The organism is Acetobacterium sp. MES1, assembly GCF_002237635.1.
In the GTDB taxonomy this organism is placed as follows: Bacteria; Bacillota; Clostridia; order Eubacteriales; family Eubacteriaceae; genus Acetobacterium; species Acetobacterium wieringae.
The window spans coordinates 1-15,017 of the sequence record NZ_MJUY01000033.1; the positions used below are offsets into that span (position 1 = coordinate 1).

The window sequence follows — 15,017 nt, forward strand, 5'->3', positions numbered from 1 at the left end:
GGGGCAAGCAAAAGTGGCAAAGGCCATAGAGCCTGAACGAAGTGAAGGCCAGCGTCTTGAGGCGCCGGCCGGTAACAGAGGCTTATAGCCTCAGAGCAAACCACCCGTTAGACGGGTGGTGCTGATTTCGTCCTTTGGCCCGTGGAGGATAATTTGGCCGTTAACAATAAAAAACAAATAATCCGCTATTTTATCAAGATCGGAGGTGATATGCGTCGCCATTAATACCGTTTTGTTGTCCGCCAACACAATGTCTTTGAGGATTTCAATCAGTTCACTTCGTACCAGCGGATCGAGGCCAGCTGTTGGCTCGTCCAGAATAAAAAGCTCAGCCCCATGGGAAAGGGCCAGCACCAGGGCGTATTTCATCCGCATTCCCCGGGACAAATGCTTGATCTTTTTATCCTCGGGCAATTCAAGTTTATCCAGATAAGCATGATAGGCCTGATTGTCCCAGGTTGAATACATCGGAGCAATCAGGCGTGTCATTTTCTGTAAGGTCAAGTCTTCATAAAAATGACCGTCATCCAGCACAACCCCCAGCTTTGATTTGATTGCCAGATCGTTGTGGACACTATCAAAACCCAAAACGGTGATTTTTCCCTGATCGGGTTGGATCATGTTCAGAATGCTTTTGATCGTGGTTGTTTTTCCGGCGCCATTGGGTCCGATAAAGCCGGTCAGTGTTCCTTTTTCCAGCGACATATTGATATTCTGCAAGCTGAAATCGGCATAGTTTTTGCAAAGGTTATTGATTTCTAAAACTGCATTCACGTTTATTCCTCCCTGATTAACACGTCGATAATATTTTTTAAATCCGCACCTGAAATGCCGACAGGTTTACCATAGTCAAGGATATCGGTCAACCTTTTTTCAATTTCCATCAAGCGGGTTTCACGCAACAGCTCCATGTTTTGAGGTGCAACAAAAGAGCCTTTACCCATCATATTAATGGTGAATCCTTCAGCTTCGAGGCAGTCATAGGCTTTTCTGGTCGTAATCACGCTGACATTCAAATCCCTGGCCAGGCCTCTGACAGAAGGCAGAAGATCGCCCTCCTTTAATTCGCCAGACAGGATCGCAGCTTTGATTTGGTTCATAATCTGCTCGTAAATAGGCACTTCAGCAGAATTTTTAATGATGATGTTCACTTTCCTATTACCTCCAGATTCAAATACTGTGCATGCACGATAAGCACAGTATAGCTGGCAATCATCTTTATGTCAATATGTTTAAAACCAGCGTCAAGAATAAAAATTTCATCCGGATCATATTTAGACATACTCGCAGGTATCAAACCGGTGGGTTTGTTTTTTTGCCAGAAAGCAGATATAATCTTTCCCACAACACCATTAAATGATACAATAGTGCCATTCCAAACGAATTGCAAAAGTACGCTCTGTTTCACAAGTCCCCAATCATTCATGCAAAAGGAGAAATAAAACAATGACACCAAAAATCAGAAACGTGACAATTGAAGATCTAAAGGCAGTCACCGCAGTGGAAGCCAGCTGCTTTCCGGCAGCCGAGGCCGCAACCAGGAGCGCATTTGCACAACGCATCAAGGTCTTTCCGGAGAGTTTTTTTATCGCCGAAATGGATCACAAAATCGTCGGGTTTATCAATGGGGGTGTCATCAATGAAACGACAATTGGGGATGAATTATTTCAGGACGCTGATCGACATGTTCCAGACGGCGCTTACCAGACCGTTTTTGGTCTCGATGTGATCCCCGGTTATCGTAATCAGGGAATCGCCGCCCGGTTAATGGAGCATTTGATTGCAGTATCACGATCAGCCAGTCGCAAAGGCGTGATTCTCACCTGCAAAGCTTCGCTGATTGATTATTATCAAAAATTCGGGTTTGAAAATTCCGGCGAATCGCAATCGGTGCATGGTGGTTCAAAATGGTATGATATGATCCTGCGCTTCGATTCGCCCCAATAATTAGCGAACATAGGGGATCACAACGTTTGTAAACCAGTGGCTGGTATGTCAGGCACGCAAAATTAATGGAAAGGTCTTGCCAGCGGTAAGAATTGTGAGGTAATAACAGTGAAAGTAGAAATTTGGTCAGATTATGTCTGTCCCTTTTGTTATATCGGAGAAAGAAAACTTGCCTTAGCCATCGAAAAAACAGGGATGACAGCAGCAGCCGAGATCGTTTTTAATGCGTATGAATTGGATCCAAATGCCAGGAAGAGCTATGTTGAGAACATTAATCAACTGATTGCCAAGAAATATGGAATGAGTTTGGAACAGGCCATAGCGGCTAACAACAATATCATCAATGCGGCCAGAGAAGTTGACCTGGATTTTAATTTTGACAAACTGCAGCCGACCAATACCTTTGATGCGCACCGGTTGTCCCATTACGCCAAGGATCAGGGCAAGCAGCAGGCCTATACCGAAGCGGTGATGAAAAGCTATTTTACGGAGGGATTGAACATTTCAGATTTTGACGTGTTAACGGCCATTGCAGGTGAAGTGGGATTAGATCAAGTGGAAGTCTTACGCATTTTAGAATCATCGGCGTATGAAAAAGAAGTCCGTCAAGATGAAAAAAATGCCCGTTCCCGCCAGATACATGGCGTCCCCTATTTTTTGTTTAACGAAACAACGGCTGTCAGTGGCGCGCAACCAGTGGATACCTTTGTGGCGGTGATTGAAGAACTAAAAGAGTAAAATTAAAATGTTCTCAACTTGATCCAAAGGCACCATGTTTGGCTTTTTTGAACCGCTTAGAACTTTGAATAGCAACTTTTTATATCATGGCCCCCTGTCTTAAATTTTTTTAATAATGTTACGTTTCCGTTGCCATACAACAAAAACACCCCTGGCCGATAATCCGCCAGGGGTGTCTTTGGGTTTAGTAAATGTGTTAATTCATATCACGCCAGGACATTCACACTGGCCTGACTGGTGTTCTGGTTGTTCTGGTATTGTTGAAATAGCGATAGTAATGATTGGTTGGTCTGGGTGCTTTGGCTTGATTCGCTATCATCCAGGAAGCTTAAGCTGCCCATTGATTCCCGGATTTGCATGTAGTTTTGCGAAATACCGCCATTAGGCATGCTCTCTGTCGCAGGAACAAGGTCCAGGATTTCCTGGAGATCAAAGCCGTTTGCTTCAACTGCATCAGCTAAGGCGCTGCCAGCAGGAATACCGGCGTCTCGCAAAGTTGATACGATGGTGGTGGCATCCTCTTCACTGAGTGAAGCGGCGTCGTACTCTTCAAGCAGCGAGCTGATTAAATCTTCCTGTTCCGCTGTCAGGGTGGATGAGTCGGTGGAGTCGGATGTGGCACTGGCTTCTGGTGGTGGTGGCGGACCTTTTGGCGGTGGCGGCATGGAGCCATCGACCTGGCTGGTTTCACCGGTATCGCTGGTCTCGCTGGCGGTCGTTAGTTTGGCTTGATAAGCCTGCCAAATGCTGGAAGCACTACCACTTTGACTGATTGAACTAATCATTTTAGAGTTCTCCTTTCGTAAAATTTGCAGCAGGCAAGAGAAACCGGCCCGGACGAGGCTCATTCACGATAAATTCACCTGTACCAATGGCTATAGAACGCTTAACTGCTGACTGATTGGGGGATCACTTTGATGGTGTTGAAATGGATTCAAACAGTGACGGTGACCGGGCTTTTAGCCGGCAGTCTGAAGTGTCAACAAGAGTAACGACAATGCGCCAAAGTGTCCCGATTATTTATAGCCAATGGAACTTGAATGGACCTTGAATAAAAGCAGTGATTACTTGGCAAGGTTACAAAACAGAGTGTTCAACCCGGTTTCTGCCATTTGCTTTGGCCTGGTACAAAGCGTCATCTGTTTGTTTGAAATAGTGATAAAAGTTTTTAATGCAATCCCCGGTTATCAATGAAACTCCCAGACTGGTGGTAATGCTTATCTCCCACTGTGTGGAAGGGTAGGTCTCGATGGCAATCTGGGCGCGGATCATTTCCGCTAGATTTAATGCCTGTTCCAGGCTTACCACCGGTCCGGCCACAAGAAATTCTTCGCCACCCCATCGCGAGACGGTGAAACTATCAGGCACCGCATTCTCAATCATTTGGGCGATGTGAATACAAAACCTGATCACCCACCAGATGGCCATATTGATCATTGATTTGTTTGAAAAAATCAATATCTAAAAGCAGTAAAGCGATTTTACTGGTATTCTGCTTTAGTGCCAGAATCCAGCAGAGAGAAATCAACCAAAGGCTTAAATGGAGAACGAAATAACTGGCGTCGATCCATGCTTCTTGCGCGGTTGACTGCAGTAGACCTTCCAGATCAAACAAGAGGATAATAAACGGTTCAATAATGAGTATCCCAAAAAAGAAGTAGCTGATGCGCTTGAAGTTAATTTGGTTGGTATTTAGTTGAATCAATGAAATGGTTGATTCTGGCGGCGCTGGCTCAGTCGATAAGAGCGCTTCGTTTTTAATTGGTATCCTCACGATATTAAATAATAGTCTTTTATTATGCACTATAAATGGAAAAATCAAACTATTTTAAATTAGTCAGTTGTGATTGTTTTATCTGCCTAGATACCAGCACCATTGATATGCTGAAACGGACATGAATGAGAATCAGCCCACGACAACCCGATCATACTTTTGATACTATCATATTGTGTTCTGGCCCAGTTTCTTCAGATCATACGTTTAAGCAACAATTGATTGCAACTTATTCAATCATGGCTCCCGTGGTTAAAATGTTACTTTACATACCCGATGTTAAACACCTAAAACACCCCTGGCCGATAATCAGCCAGGGGTGTTTTTACCGTACGGGGATAGCTCAATGTAATGATACAGATAACAGATTGTTAATCTACATCACGCCAGGACATTTACACGTGTCTGACTTGAATTATGATTGTTCTGGAATTGCTTAAATAAAGCCAGCGATGACGCGCTGGTTTGAGTGTTGTCACTTAATGTGCTTTCACCGAGAATAAGACTTTTTATAATGCTGAGTTTTAGAAAACCGTTTATAAAAACAGATTTATAAATGCTACAGTTTAAACAAATCGGTACTGAGGTATTTTTCGCCGCGATCCGGGAAGATGACCACAATCAGGCCGGAATCGATTTTTTTGGCCACCTCAGTGGCGGCATACATGGCGGCGCCACTGCTCATACCCACAAAAATTCCTTCTTTTTTAACAATCTGACGGGCAAAATCAAAGGCGATTTCCGATTCAACCATGATGTGTTCATCGATGGCATCGGGTTGATACAGAGCCGGAACAATGGCTTCTTCCATGTTTTTAAGGCCCTGGATATAATGACCAAGCACCGGTTGGGCTTCCACAATTTTGACCTCCGGGTTGTGATGGCGCAGGCCCATGCCCACCCCCATAATGGTGCCGGAGGTGCCTAAGGAAGACACCAGGTGGGTCACTTTTCCTTCGGTCTGTGCCCAGATTTCTTCGGCGGTGGTGGAGTAGTGGGCCAGCTTATTATATTTATTACTGAACTGATCGGGATTAAAGTAGCGATCCGGGTACTTAGCAATCAGCTCCCGAACCTTGCGGATGGCCCCGTCGGTACCTTCGTTGGGGGAAGTCAGGGTGACAGTAGCCCCGAAGGCCTGGATCATTTTTCGGCGTTCGATGGAAACGGCTTCGCTCATGACGATTTCCAGCTGGTAGCCCTTGACAGCGGCGATCATCGCCAGACCAATGCCGGTGTTGCCGCTGGTGGGCTCAATAATAATCTTATCTCTGGTTAAAATACCTTCGGCCTCGGCCTGTTCCACCATTTTTAAGGCAATCCGATCCTTGATGCTGCCGGTGGGGTTAACACCCTCGTACTTGGCCAGCATTTCCACCTGAGGGTTGGGATTTAAATGATTAATCCGGACCATCGGCGTATGGCCGATGGTTTCTAAAATATTATTATAAATGCGTGTTTTCAATTTTTCATCCTTTCTGTAAGTAATCTCAGTCACGACTTATTATAGTATAAAATTAAGCAGAAAAACAATCATTTATAAAAAAAGCGATCAAGAATTGGTTAATCTGCCGAGCCGGTGGCAGCGACCGGATAGCGAAAAAAACCGCCGGGGTTTGTAATAAAACCGGGCGGTTAAGAGGTTACTATATCGATAAATCGCAGGAATTGCTTTCAAAAAACACGCATCCACTTATATGATTCGGCTATGTAGCTCTTTGATAGAGCTGTTGGGTAGTTAGGTTCCTTTCGATGGCAGTCACGGTTGTACCTCGGTTGCTCTTGCCCCGGGGTCAGCCCTTAGGACTCACCACTGGTAATGGCCTCAGTACAGGCATCAATCTGACTTTTAAGCCGTTTGATTTCGGTGTCAAATTCTTCCATCTGCATCGAGATTTTGCTGCTGGAAACATGCATGCCGGATTGCTTAAAGATAAAGCTGCGTTCATTTTCGACATCCTGTAATTCTTCTTTCAGGTATGCCAACCGATTTTTTAATTCTTCGTTGGTTAATGTGGTAAAGTCTTCCATTTTATTTCTCCTGTTCATTGATTAGTTAAGGCCACTGCCAAAGCAATGACGGTGTTGAGTCAGTATAGCACGAACAGTTATTAAATGCAATTGATTATTGGGTGATGAAATGGTGCGACCAGACTGTTCAGACAATGATTGACAAGCAACTGGTAATCGATTAAACTGTAATCATATGGACAATTTAAGCATCTCTGTGGAGTAATGTTATCGGCGTGTGATGGCGTTATTATTCCGGGTAAGAAGGCTTAATGACTTGGCTGCTCAGTCAGCAAATCCCACCCCCCCGAACATAAACTATTTCAGAAAGGAACAGGCTGATGCTTGCCGCAGTCAAGATCAGCCCGGTGAATTATGAATGAAACGATAAATAAAGAACTGATCCCTTTCCAGAAACACTTTGACGCCTACATCACCGCTTATTTAACCGAACGTGATCTAAACAAAACAGCAAGCTTGTTTGCCGAATCATTTCTTGGTTTTGGCACCGGTCTGGCAGAACGAACCTATACCAAGGCCGAAGCCATGCTGCTCTACCAGCAGGATATTGAATCAGCTCCCAACCCGATTGCGGTGAGCTTCCATCAGAAGCAATTTCTGTTGCTGGATGCCGACAACGCCCTGGTGGCAGCGGAGCTTGATATGAAAACCGTGATTCTCGAACAGCGGGTCAAATTCAACAATTTACGGCTGCTGCTGGTGATGCATCGCCACCAGGACACGGTCGCTATCGTCGGGATGCACCTGTCCTTTCCCACCGATGTCCATGGCGATGATGAGTCCTTTCCATTAAAAGAACTGGAAGAGCGGGCCCATCTGCTCAGGGAAATGGTGGAAAAGCGCACCAAAAGTTTAAAACAGGCCTATGACGAACTAAGTGATCTGATCAATCGGGATCGTCTGACGAAGGTGGCCTCCCGGCATTATTTCGAAGAAGCCCTGTTAAATGAACAGCGGCGATTTAAGAACTTTCAAAGAAATTACGCTCTGATTCTACTGGACATTGATGACTTTAAGCAGATTAATGACACAAACGGCCATTTGATTGGGGACGACATATTAAAAACAGTCGCCGCCACCATTTCAAATATTGCCAGAAAAACCGATGTCGTGGCTCGTTGGGGTGGCGATGAGTTTGTCATCCTATTGCCGGAAACCGGCGTTGACACCGCCTATGAGCTGGCTGAAGCGATGCGGCAGGCGGTAGAGAATGGGGATTATCCCATTACCCTGGCAATTACGCTGAGCATTGGTATTTCCGGTTCCCGGGCAGATGATCATGCCCGCAATGTTTTTAAATTGGTGGACGATGCCATGTATCGGGCCAAAAAAACCGGTAAGAATCAGATCGTGTGCGTATGAGCGTTTAATCAAACCTAAACAAACCCACTGGGATTAATCCAGTGGGTTTGTTTGCGGTGGGACCAGTCGCATTTTTAGTGGCGGATGGTGCGTTTTTAAATCGCCGTTCTGCGTATCCTCAGGCATTTCGGGTATAATAAAAAAAGGCATGGTAATCTGAGTGGGAAGCGTCACGCAGATCATAATGAGCGCCAATCGATACAGAAAGGGTGATCACAATGAATTCGGAACAGGAATCCAAAGCACCGATCTATTTAGGCGAATTCAGGGATGAACGGCTGGAACAGGAATTTTATCAGGCAGAAATCGTGGCTCATTTCAATTGGATTCGGCTGGGGATTCTGGCGGCGGCATTATTTTTTCTGGTACTGTTACTGCCGGTGTATGATCGGATTGTCGATCACCATGATTTTCGTATCGCTGCCAGTATGATTGTGGTGGTGACTGTGGCGCTGTTCTTTTTATTTTTTAAGGTCTCATTCGCTACCGTAGGTACCTTGCTGAGCTACTGGTTTACCGGGTACGAAATTGCTGTTGGGCTGGCCCTGCTTTATCTGCTCACCAACCTGATGCCGGTGGCCCCACTGGTTCAGGTGCTTAGCTTGATTGTGATGATCCTGGTGGTTTTTCTGATCAATAGTCGCTGGTTGCTGGCTGTTTTTACCACGCTTTTGCTGGGTGTCAGTTATTTTGTGATGGTGGTGGTCGAAAGTGGCCTGAGTGCCGATGCCTGGGCCGCAGGTCTGGGGGTGTTGCTGATTATTGTCATCAGCAGTCTGGCGTCCTACCGCAGCAACACCTACAAGCGGTTTCATTATCTGAATCTGCTCGAGCTGATCCGGTTGGCTGAATTTGACGCCCTGACCGGGATCTATAATAAAGCAAAATTCAATAAGGATTACGACGGACTGACCGAACGGGCCCGACGCCAGCAGGGCCATTTATCGGTGGTGATGTTTGACATTGATAATTTTAAAGAAATTAATACACAGCACGGTCATTTGGTCGGCGATGCCATCTTATTAGAGCTGGCCAATTTCATCCAGTTGCATATTCGCAGCTCGGATATTTTTGTGCGTTGGGGTGGCGATAAATTTATTCTGACGTTTCCCGACATCCCCTTGCCCCTGGCGGCCGAAATCGCAGAAAAATTGCGAGTGCTCATTGGCGATCATGATTTTGCCCAAGTCGGCCACCTGTCCTGCAGTTTTGGGGTGGCTGCCTTTGAAGAAGGGGATCAACTGGACAGTCTCGTCCGTCGGGCCGACCAGCGTCTGGATACGGCCAAAACCCAGGGCAAAAATAGAGTTGTTCAGGGCTGAACCAGGCTATATGGGGGTAGATCAGTCGAAATCTGTGGTTTTTGGATCAGCGGCCCCCCTGCCGCTACATCTTAAAAAGCGGCCCCTTGATCGCCACCCCAGCCACTGCGGCCAGTCGTTCGATGCCCTCCATGGCCAGGCTGACGGTGCTTTCTACGTGGATGAAATCAGTGGCGCTGCGGTCATAGAGAATATTGGCCTGAGCCGGGAATTCATCATCGCCATCCCAGAACAGAAATTTGAGGGGAATGCTGTCAAACGACTTGACCAGTCCACCGGCATCAGAATGGGACAGTCGGGTGCCACCCAGGGTTTCGTAGGCCTGGGAAAGGGCCTCGGTCTGGCCGGAAAAAGTCATTGCCAGGGGCTCCAGAACATTTTTCTCAAAGGCCATGGCAAACGGGGAGGCCCCGGATAATTCCCGGAATGGCACCCATAAATCGGTACAACGGGCCTGGGGGGTAGAAAACCACAGAAAGGTATAAATATTTAATTGACTGATGATCTCCGCAGGCGAAAAATCGTCAAGATTGACAATAACGCCGGTTTTTAAATCCATCCCAAATTTTTTAGCAAACAGTTTCACCGTCAGATAGTCTTCTTCACACTGAAGTTCCGGCAGTTTGTCAAGCAGCTCCGGGATATGCATCCCCAGAATCTTTTGCCGCCAGGTCTCACAGGCCTTCAGGTAATTATTAGTGGTATCATTTAACATCGATGACTCCTTTTAAAATTTTATCCATACCAGGGCTTAAGTGCTTTTGCCAGGGTACCAGCTTCAGTTTAACAGGATGGCGGGATTAACACAACCCAAAAGTATCGGATTTGCTTGCTGCCGCCGCGGCGAATCAGTGTTTAGTGAGCCCTTTATAAAGCGTCGCAGAGTAAACGGACAGGTTTATCGGTTTGACTGCTTTTTTTCGGAGCGCTGACATAGTTGGGGCTGATCGGGGTATATAGATTTTAGATTCAGGAATGGATCGCAAATTTATTTTGGAGGAAGCGAATGAGAAAGCTGGTATCACTGTTTCTGGTTGTCAGTTTACTGCTGCTGTCAACCCCTGTCGCCTGGGCCCAAAACCCGGTACATGAGCCCATCACTGAGGAACTGATCTTAATGGTAGACCATAACCCGGAGCTGCAAACACTCCTGGAAAAATCGATTGACCAGGCAAAAACCGTTAATCCTGATAAAAACTCCAATCCGGTGCAGTCGCTGGAGGCGTTTTATGACTACATTGACTGGGCTTCTAAAGCCATGCCCTGGACGATTCTACCCAATGTCGGTGAGACATACCCGGCCCTCTATGACCAGATCGATCAGAGTCTGGATTATTTTTACTTCATCACCGATCAGCCCTTAGAAGAGCTGGCGGATATGGGGTATTATAATAATTCGCTGCAATACCATGAGCCCTACCGTTCCTGGATGATTAAATTCACCAAAGAATGGGGCCAATACCTGAGTACCCCGGACTCATGGAATGACAGCTATTATCAGATCGCCTATAACAATCCCGATTTTGGTTTACAGAATGGCTGGTATGAAGATCCTGCCAACTGGCACAGTTTTAACGATTTTTTTAGCCGCTACCTGGTTTCGCCAGATGTTCGTCCGATTGCGGCACCGGAGGACGAGGCTGTCGTAGTGGCACCAGCGGATTCGGTTCCCCAGGGGGTCTGGCAGATCGACGGCGATTCCCGGGTTGTCGGTGATGGTGTGAAAATTAAATCCCTGACCTTTGATTCAATACCGGCGCTGCTCGGGGCCGGCAGTGAATACAGTGACGCCTTTGCCGGTGGGGTATTGACCCATACCTTTCTGAATGTTCAGGATTACCATCGCTTTCATTTCCCGGTCGGCGGGACGATCCGTGAAGTCCGTAGCATATATCAGGACGATGCGGTCGGTGGTATCACCTACTGGGACGAACAAGCCCAGCGCTATATGCTTAATGCCGAGGACTATGGTTGGCAGGCAGTCGAAACCCGGGGCTGTGTGGTGATTGAAACGGCCGACTACGGTCTGGTAGCCCTGATTCCGGTGGGGATGTCCCAGGTCTCATCGGTGCTTTTTGAAGAGAATATCAAACCCGGAATGGTTGTCAAAAAAGGAGATATGTTGGGCTATTTCCTTTTTGGTGGCTCTGATTATGTAATGATCTTCCAGAATGGCGCCGGTTTTTCGATGACTGCTGCCAAAAACAGCAACGGTGACGGCTATGAGCACCTACTGATGGGCCAGGCCTATGGCGTTCTGACCGGGAACCCGACGGCCTATGTCGAGACCGAAGTCTGGGAAAATGTCATTCCCCTTGTTCTGGCCATCCTGCTGGTCGGTGGCGTTGCGCTGGTAACGAAAAAATCAAAAATGGTTTAAGCAGCAATAAATGGAATCAAAAAAAACGGTTGGGCATCGCTAAAGTTTTCCTCGTCACAAAGCTGTTCTTTCTTTCTGAGAGGATGGCTTTGTTTTGACTCCCCGTGATAAGGATTGAATTTGACGGTTTTTTCAGTTAAACTAAGCAGGGACAAACACGAAACACAGATACAGGAGACAAAATGGAAGAAAACAAGACAGCCAGCAAGACCATTAAAAGTAATATCAAGGATACCGCCCTGATCTTTGAAGGTGGGGGCATGCGGGCCAGCTATACCGCCGGTTTTTTAAATACGTTGCTTAAAAATCAGCTTCACTTTGACTATGTGGCCGGAATCTCGGCGGGTTCCAGCCATTGCGTCAATTATTTATCCCGGGATCCGGAACGGGCCCGGCGTTCCTTTGTGGAAATTGCCCAGGATCCAAAGTTCGGTGGCTGGAAATCGTTTATAAAAGGTGAGGGTTTTTTCAGATCCTCTTATCTTTATGAAGAAACCTCCCTGCCGGGAGGAACCCTGCCACTGGATTTTGACACCTTTATGGCCAATCCGGCGCAGCTGCGGATTGGTTTGTTTGAGCGTCGCCTGGGCAAGGTGCTCTATTACCGCAAGGAAGACATCACCGCAATGGAAGACCTGATGAAAATTGTCCGGGGTTCGTCGTCCCTACCGATTTTTATGCCGCCTACCGATTACGATGGCCGCTCCTTTGTGGATGGCGGATTGGGCGGCGGGATTGCATTGGACATTGCCAAACAGGACGGCTACCAGAAATTTTTTGTGGTGCTGACCCGGGAAAAGGGCTACCGGAAATCACCGCTTAAATTTAAACACGCAATCAGAGCCTACTATCGCAACTATCCCAAGGTGGCCCAGGCCATGCTTAATCGTCACGTCATTTATAATAAAACGCTGGATGAGCTGGAAGCTCTGGAGCGCCAGGGCCGGGCCTTTCTGGTTTACCCTGAGACCATGCCGGTATCAAACCGGGAGGTGAGTTTCGACAAACTGGCCGACAGCTACCAAAAGGGCTATGCTCAGGGCCAGCGGGATTTGCCCAAGTGGCTGCGCTTTCTGGGCATGGCCTGAAAATTCCGCGCCTTTAAAACCTTGGGATTAACAGAAAAACTGACGGCCACCCTTGTTTTAAGGGCTTGATTGGGGTAAAATGAAATGACTGGGCCCGATGCCAATGACCGTGATTACAGGATAATTGCGAAACTGGGCGCAAAGCTCATGGCGGTTTTGCAATGAGCGATTTGATTACCACAAAGGAGTTTAAACCTTGATCGATAAAACCTTTAAAGATACGAAAAAAACGATACTCTATACCCTCGGGGTATTCCTGATTCTCAGTCTGGGCTATTTTCTGATCACCCTGGTGATCCAGATCAATGCCGATACCGCCCAGAAAAATAAGCTGTTGGCTCAGCAGCAACAGCTGGTAGCAGTCGAAAAAACGATTATCTCAAATAAGGTTAACCGTTTGGCCACCGATCTGCTCTATGCCACTGATGCCCTGGCCCTGGGGGATAACGGCCGGGGAGATTACTCGGACGCCGAAGACCACTGGCTGGCCTTTGCCAACCGTAAAATGATCTATGACCAGATTCGTTTTATCGATGTTGATGGTAACGAGGTGATTCGGGTTAATTATGATGAAAATGGTGCGACTCTGACCGATAGCGACGATCTTCAGAACAAGGCTGACCGTTATTATTTTACTGCGGGCATAAATCTGGCCCAAAACCAGATTTATGTGTCACCACTGGATTTAAACAAGGAAAACGACCAGATTGAGCAGCCAATCAAACCGATGATCCGCCTGGCAACCCCTTACTATGGTGCCAGAGGCCAGCTGCTGGGGTTGGTGGTACTGAATTATACCGCCAATGATCTGCTGGCGCAGGTGGAAAAAATTGCTACTGCCAGCCAAGGCCAGGTTTTTATGCTCAATGCCGATGGCTATTGGTTGTATAACAGTGCTGATCCGAACAGGGCCTGGGGATTTATGTACGACAACCGCCTAAACGACAGCTTTAAAACCGATTTTCCAGAAGTCTGGTCGACCATCCAAAGCCAAAAAAATGGCACCCTGACTACGACCGCCGGGGTATTTGCCTATACCAATATTCTTACCGCTACCGAACTGGAACTGGATTTGCACCATACCCTGGCGCCGGGGCTGGGAGATTGGACAATGGTCTCCTTTATTCCGGCCACAACCCCGGAAGGCCAGCTGTTGACCCGTAGTCTTGCTGCAACAATGCTCTTGGTATTGCGTAATAATCTCTTTGCCTATCTGCTGATCTTGACGCTGGCAGTCTTTGCCGGAGTGATTCTGACCATCAATCAGGTGAAGAATGACGAAATCAAATATTACTCGGAGTACGACGCCATGACCGGGGTCTTTAACCGTCGCACTGGCTTTGAAAAACTGAAGCAGCTCTATAAAAATATTGAGAAAAACGAAAAGCTGGTATCGGTCTGTTTTATTGATATCAATGGCCTCAAGGATGTTAATGATTTTCTCGGGCATGATGCCGGTGATGAACTGATTATCGCGGTAACCAGGGGCATTCAAAATAATATCCGCAGCAATGACTTTCTGGCCCGACTGGGCGGGGACGAGTTTTTGATTATTTTTGAAGGACTCGACGAAGCGGAGGCCGAAGCAGCGTGGCAGCGGATTGTGGCCGAATATGAACAGATCAATGCCACAGAAAACCGCCGTTACCTGATTAGCGCCAGCCACGGCATTGAAACCATTAGTGGCAGCTCCAATGAATACATCGATTCGATTATCAACCAGGCTGATGAGAAAATGTATCGGGAAAAGAAAATCCTGAAAAAGAACTTAAAAATTGTTCGGGATTATGTCCCCGATGACAAAGCGGGGTCGCCGGAGTGACGCTGTCCAACCGATCCGTTTAGGATAATTGAAAGAAACCTTAAGAAATTGAACTGGTAAAGGTTTGCAGAGAAATTACTGCTATTTAACAATTATTTGCTGTGCTATACTGGGTGAAAACTTTGAAGTAGCACAGGAGGGTAAAAAAATGAGTAAGGTAAGTATTATTACTAGCAGCAATGCACGGGATTTTCACCGCAAACTCAGTGAGGCGTTTGAAAGAGGCGGCAAACTGGTGGGTGGGATTAAGTCCATTCCCAAGGGTGATGAATCCCGGATGGATTGTGAATACGACTATGTGACCTTTGTCAGTTATGAACAGATCAGTTAATTAAATTTAAAAAAGTCCATTGTAAACACAGTGGACTTTTTTTCGTGGGTGCGCCCGGCATGGGCGCAATCTAACGGGTGAAAGTCCCGAGCACGGGTAGATAGTGCCAAGTGCATAGCTTAAGGCAAGGGTGTCCCCGGCGACGGGGAATCTGAAGGAAGCCGGCGGCAAACTTCCGGTCTGACGAACAGAAATCACATCAGGCACCATCAAATGGGTAAG

The 15,017-nt window shown here is 46.9% G+C and carries 17 protein-coding genes; 8 read left to right on the forward strand and 9 right to left on the reverse strand.

Features of this window, described 5'->3' with window-relative positions:
* Positions 1–90: 90 nt before the first annotated feature.
* From BI182_RS10380 to BI182_RS10390, 3 genes are read right to left on the reverse strand one after another with little or no spacing between them, the layout of a single operon-like run.
* The gene (locus BI182_RS10380; protein WP_286807773.1) at positions 91–774 is read right to left on the reverse strand and encodes an ABC transporter ATP-binding protein; all 684 of its coding nucleotides are present in this window, start codon (positions 772–774) and stop codon (positions 91–93) included.
* Positions 775–776: 2 nt separating this feature from the next.
* Complete coding sequence (locus BI182_RS10385) at positions 777–1,151, reverse strand: GntR family transcriptional regulator (RefSeq protein WP_286807774.1); 375 nt, start codon at positions 1,149–1,151, stop codon at positions 777–779.
* Entirely contained in the window at positions 1,148–1,408 is a 261-nt protein-coding gene (locus BI182_RS10390) for a hypothetical protein (protein ID WP_070369827.1), read from the reverse strand. The genes BI182_RS10385 and BI182_RS10390 overlap by 4 nt, the downstream gene beginning before the upstream one ends.
* Before the next feature lie 38 nt (positions 1,409–1,446).
* Here BI182_RS10390 and BI182_RS10395 point away from each other — a divergent pair, with 38 nt between their 5' ends.
* The gene (locus BI182_RS10395) at positions 1,447–1,947 is read left to right on the forward strand and encodes a GNAT family N-acetyltransferase (RefSeq protein ID WP_286807775.1); all 501 of its coding nucleotides are present in this window, start codon (positions 1,447–1,449) and stop codon (positions 1,945–1,947) included.
* Positions 1,948–2,055: 108 nt separating this feature from the next.
* Complete coding sequence (locus BI182_RS10400) at positions 2,056–2,685, forward strand: DsbA family oxidoreductase (protein WP_286807776.1); 630 nt, start codon at positions 2,056–2,058, stop codon at positions 2,683–2,685.
* A 206-nt stretch (positions 2,686–2,891) separates the two neighbouring features.
* Here BI182_RS10400 and BI182_RS10405 read toward each other — a convergent pair whose 3' ends face one another.
* The 5 genes from BI182_RS10405 to BI182_RS10425 form a co-directional block, all read right to left on the reverse strand.
* On the reverse strand, positions 2,892–3,470 hold the full coding sequence (locus BI182_RS10405; protein ID WP_286807777.1) for a hypothetical protein: 579 nt from the start codon (positions 3,468–3,470) through the stop codon (positions 2,892–2,894).
* Positions 3,471–3,762: 292 nt separating this feature from the next.
* Positions 3,763–4,053 (reverse strand): GGDEF domain-containing protein, encoded by a 291-nt coding sequence (locus BI182_RS10410; RefSeq protein WP_286807778.1) that lies wholly within the window; start codon positions 4,051–4,053, stop codon positions 3,763–3,765.
* A gap of 7 nt (positions 4,054–4,060) precedes the next feature.
* On the reverse strand, positions 4,061–4,489 hold the full coding sequence (locus BI182_RS10415) for a diguanylate cyclase (protein ID WP_286807779.1): 429 nt from the start codon (positions 4,487–4,489) through the stop codon (positions 4,061–4,063).
* 529 nt (positions 4,490–5,018) lie between these two features.
* Complete coding sequence (locus BI182_RS10420; protein ID WP_148636590.1) at positions 5,019–5,912, reverse strand: PLP-dependent cysteine synthase family protein; 894 nt, start codon at positions 5,910–5,912, stop codon at positions 5,019–5,021.
* Positions 5,913–6,259: 347 nt separating this feature from the next.
* Complete coding sequence (locus BI182_RS10425) at positions 6,260–6,490, reverse strand: hypothetical protein (protein ID WP_286807780.1); 231 nt, start codon at positions 6,488–6,490, stop codon at positions 6,260–6,262.
* Positions 6,491–6,844: 354 nt separating this feature from the next.
* On the opposite strand from BI182_RS10425, the gene BI182_RS10430 reads away from it, so the two are divergent.
* Together BI182_RS10430 and BI182_RS10435 are read left to right on the forward strand one after the other, a co-directional pair.
* Positions 6,845–7,852, forward strand: a complete 1,008-nt coding sequence (locus BI182_RS10430; protein WP_286807781.1) for a diguanylate cyclase — start codon at positions 6,845–6,847, stop codon at positions 7,850–7,852.
* Positions 7,853–8,070: 218 nt separating this feature from the next.
* Positions 8,071–9,174 carry a GGDEF domain-containing protein gene (locus BI182_RS10435; RefSeq protein WP_286807782.1) on the forward strand — a complete coding sequence of 368 codons (1,104 nt, stop codon included), beginning with the start codon at positions 8,071–8,073 and terminating at the stop codon, positions 9,172–9,174.
* A 64-nt stretch (positions 9,175–9,238) separates the two neighbouring features.
* Here the strand turns inward: BI182_RS10435 and BI182_RS10440 are convergent, their stop codons facing one another.
* On the reverse strand, positions 9,239–9,889 hold the full coding sequence (locus tag BI182_RS10440; RefSeq protein ID WP_286807783.1) for a DUF3786 domain-containing protein: 651 nt from the start codon (positions 9,887–9,889) through the stop codon (positions 9,239–9,241).
* A 291-nt stretch (positions 9,890–10,180) separates the two neighbouring features.
* Between BI182_RS10440 and BI182_RS10445 the strand changes: the two genes are divergently transcribed.
* From BI182_RS10445 to BI182_RS10460, 4 genes are all read left to right on the forward strand, one after another.
* A complete protein-coding gene (locus BI182_RS10445) occupies positions 10,181–11,554 on the forward strand; it encodes a phosphatidylserine decarboxylase (protein WP_286807784.1) in 1,374 nt (457 codons plus the stop codon).
* A gap of 182 nt (positions 11,555–11,736) precedes the next feature.
* Positions 11,737–12,642, forward strand: a complete 906-nt coding sequence (locus tag BI182_RS10450; protein WP_070369836.1) for a patatin-like phospholipase family protein — start codon at positions 11,737–11,739, stop codon at positions 12,640–12,642.
* A gap of 196 nt (positions 12,643–12,838) precedes the next feature.
* The gene (locus BI182_RS10455) at positions 12,839–14,464 is read left to right on the forward strand and encodes a sensor domain-containing diguanylate cyclase (RefSeq protein WP_286807785.1); all 1,626 of its coding nucleotides are present in this window, start codon (positions 12,839–12,841) and stop codon (positions 14,462–14,464) included.
* 148 nt (positions 14,465–14,612) lie between these two features.
* Complete coding sequence (locus tag BI182_RS10460; protein WP_286807786.1) at positions 14,613–14,795, forward strand: hypothetical protein; 183 nt, start codon at positions 14,613–14,615, stop codon at positions 14,793–14,795.
* Positions 14,796–15,017: the final 222 nt, after the last annotated feature.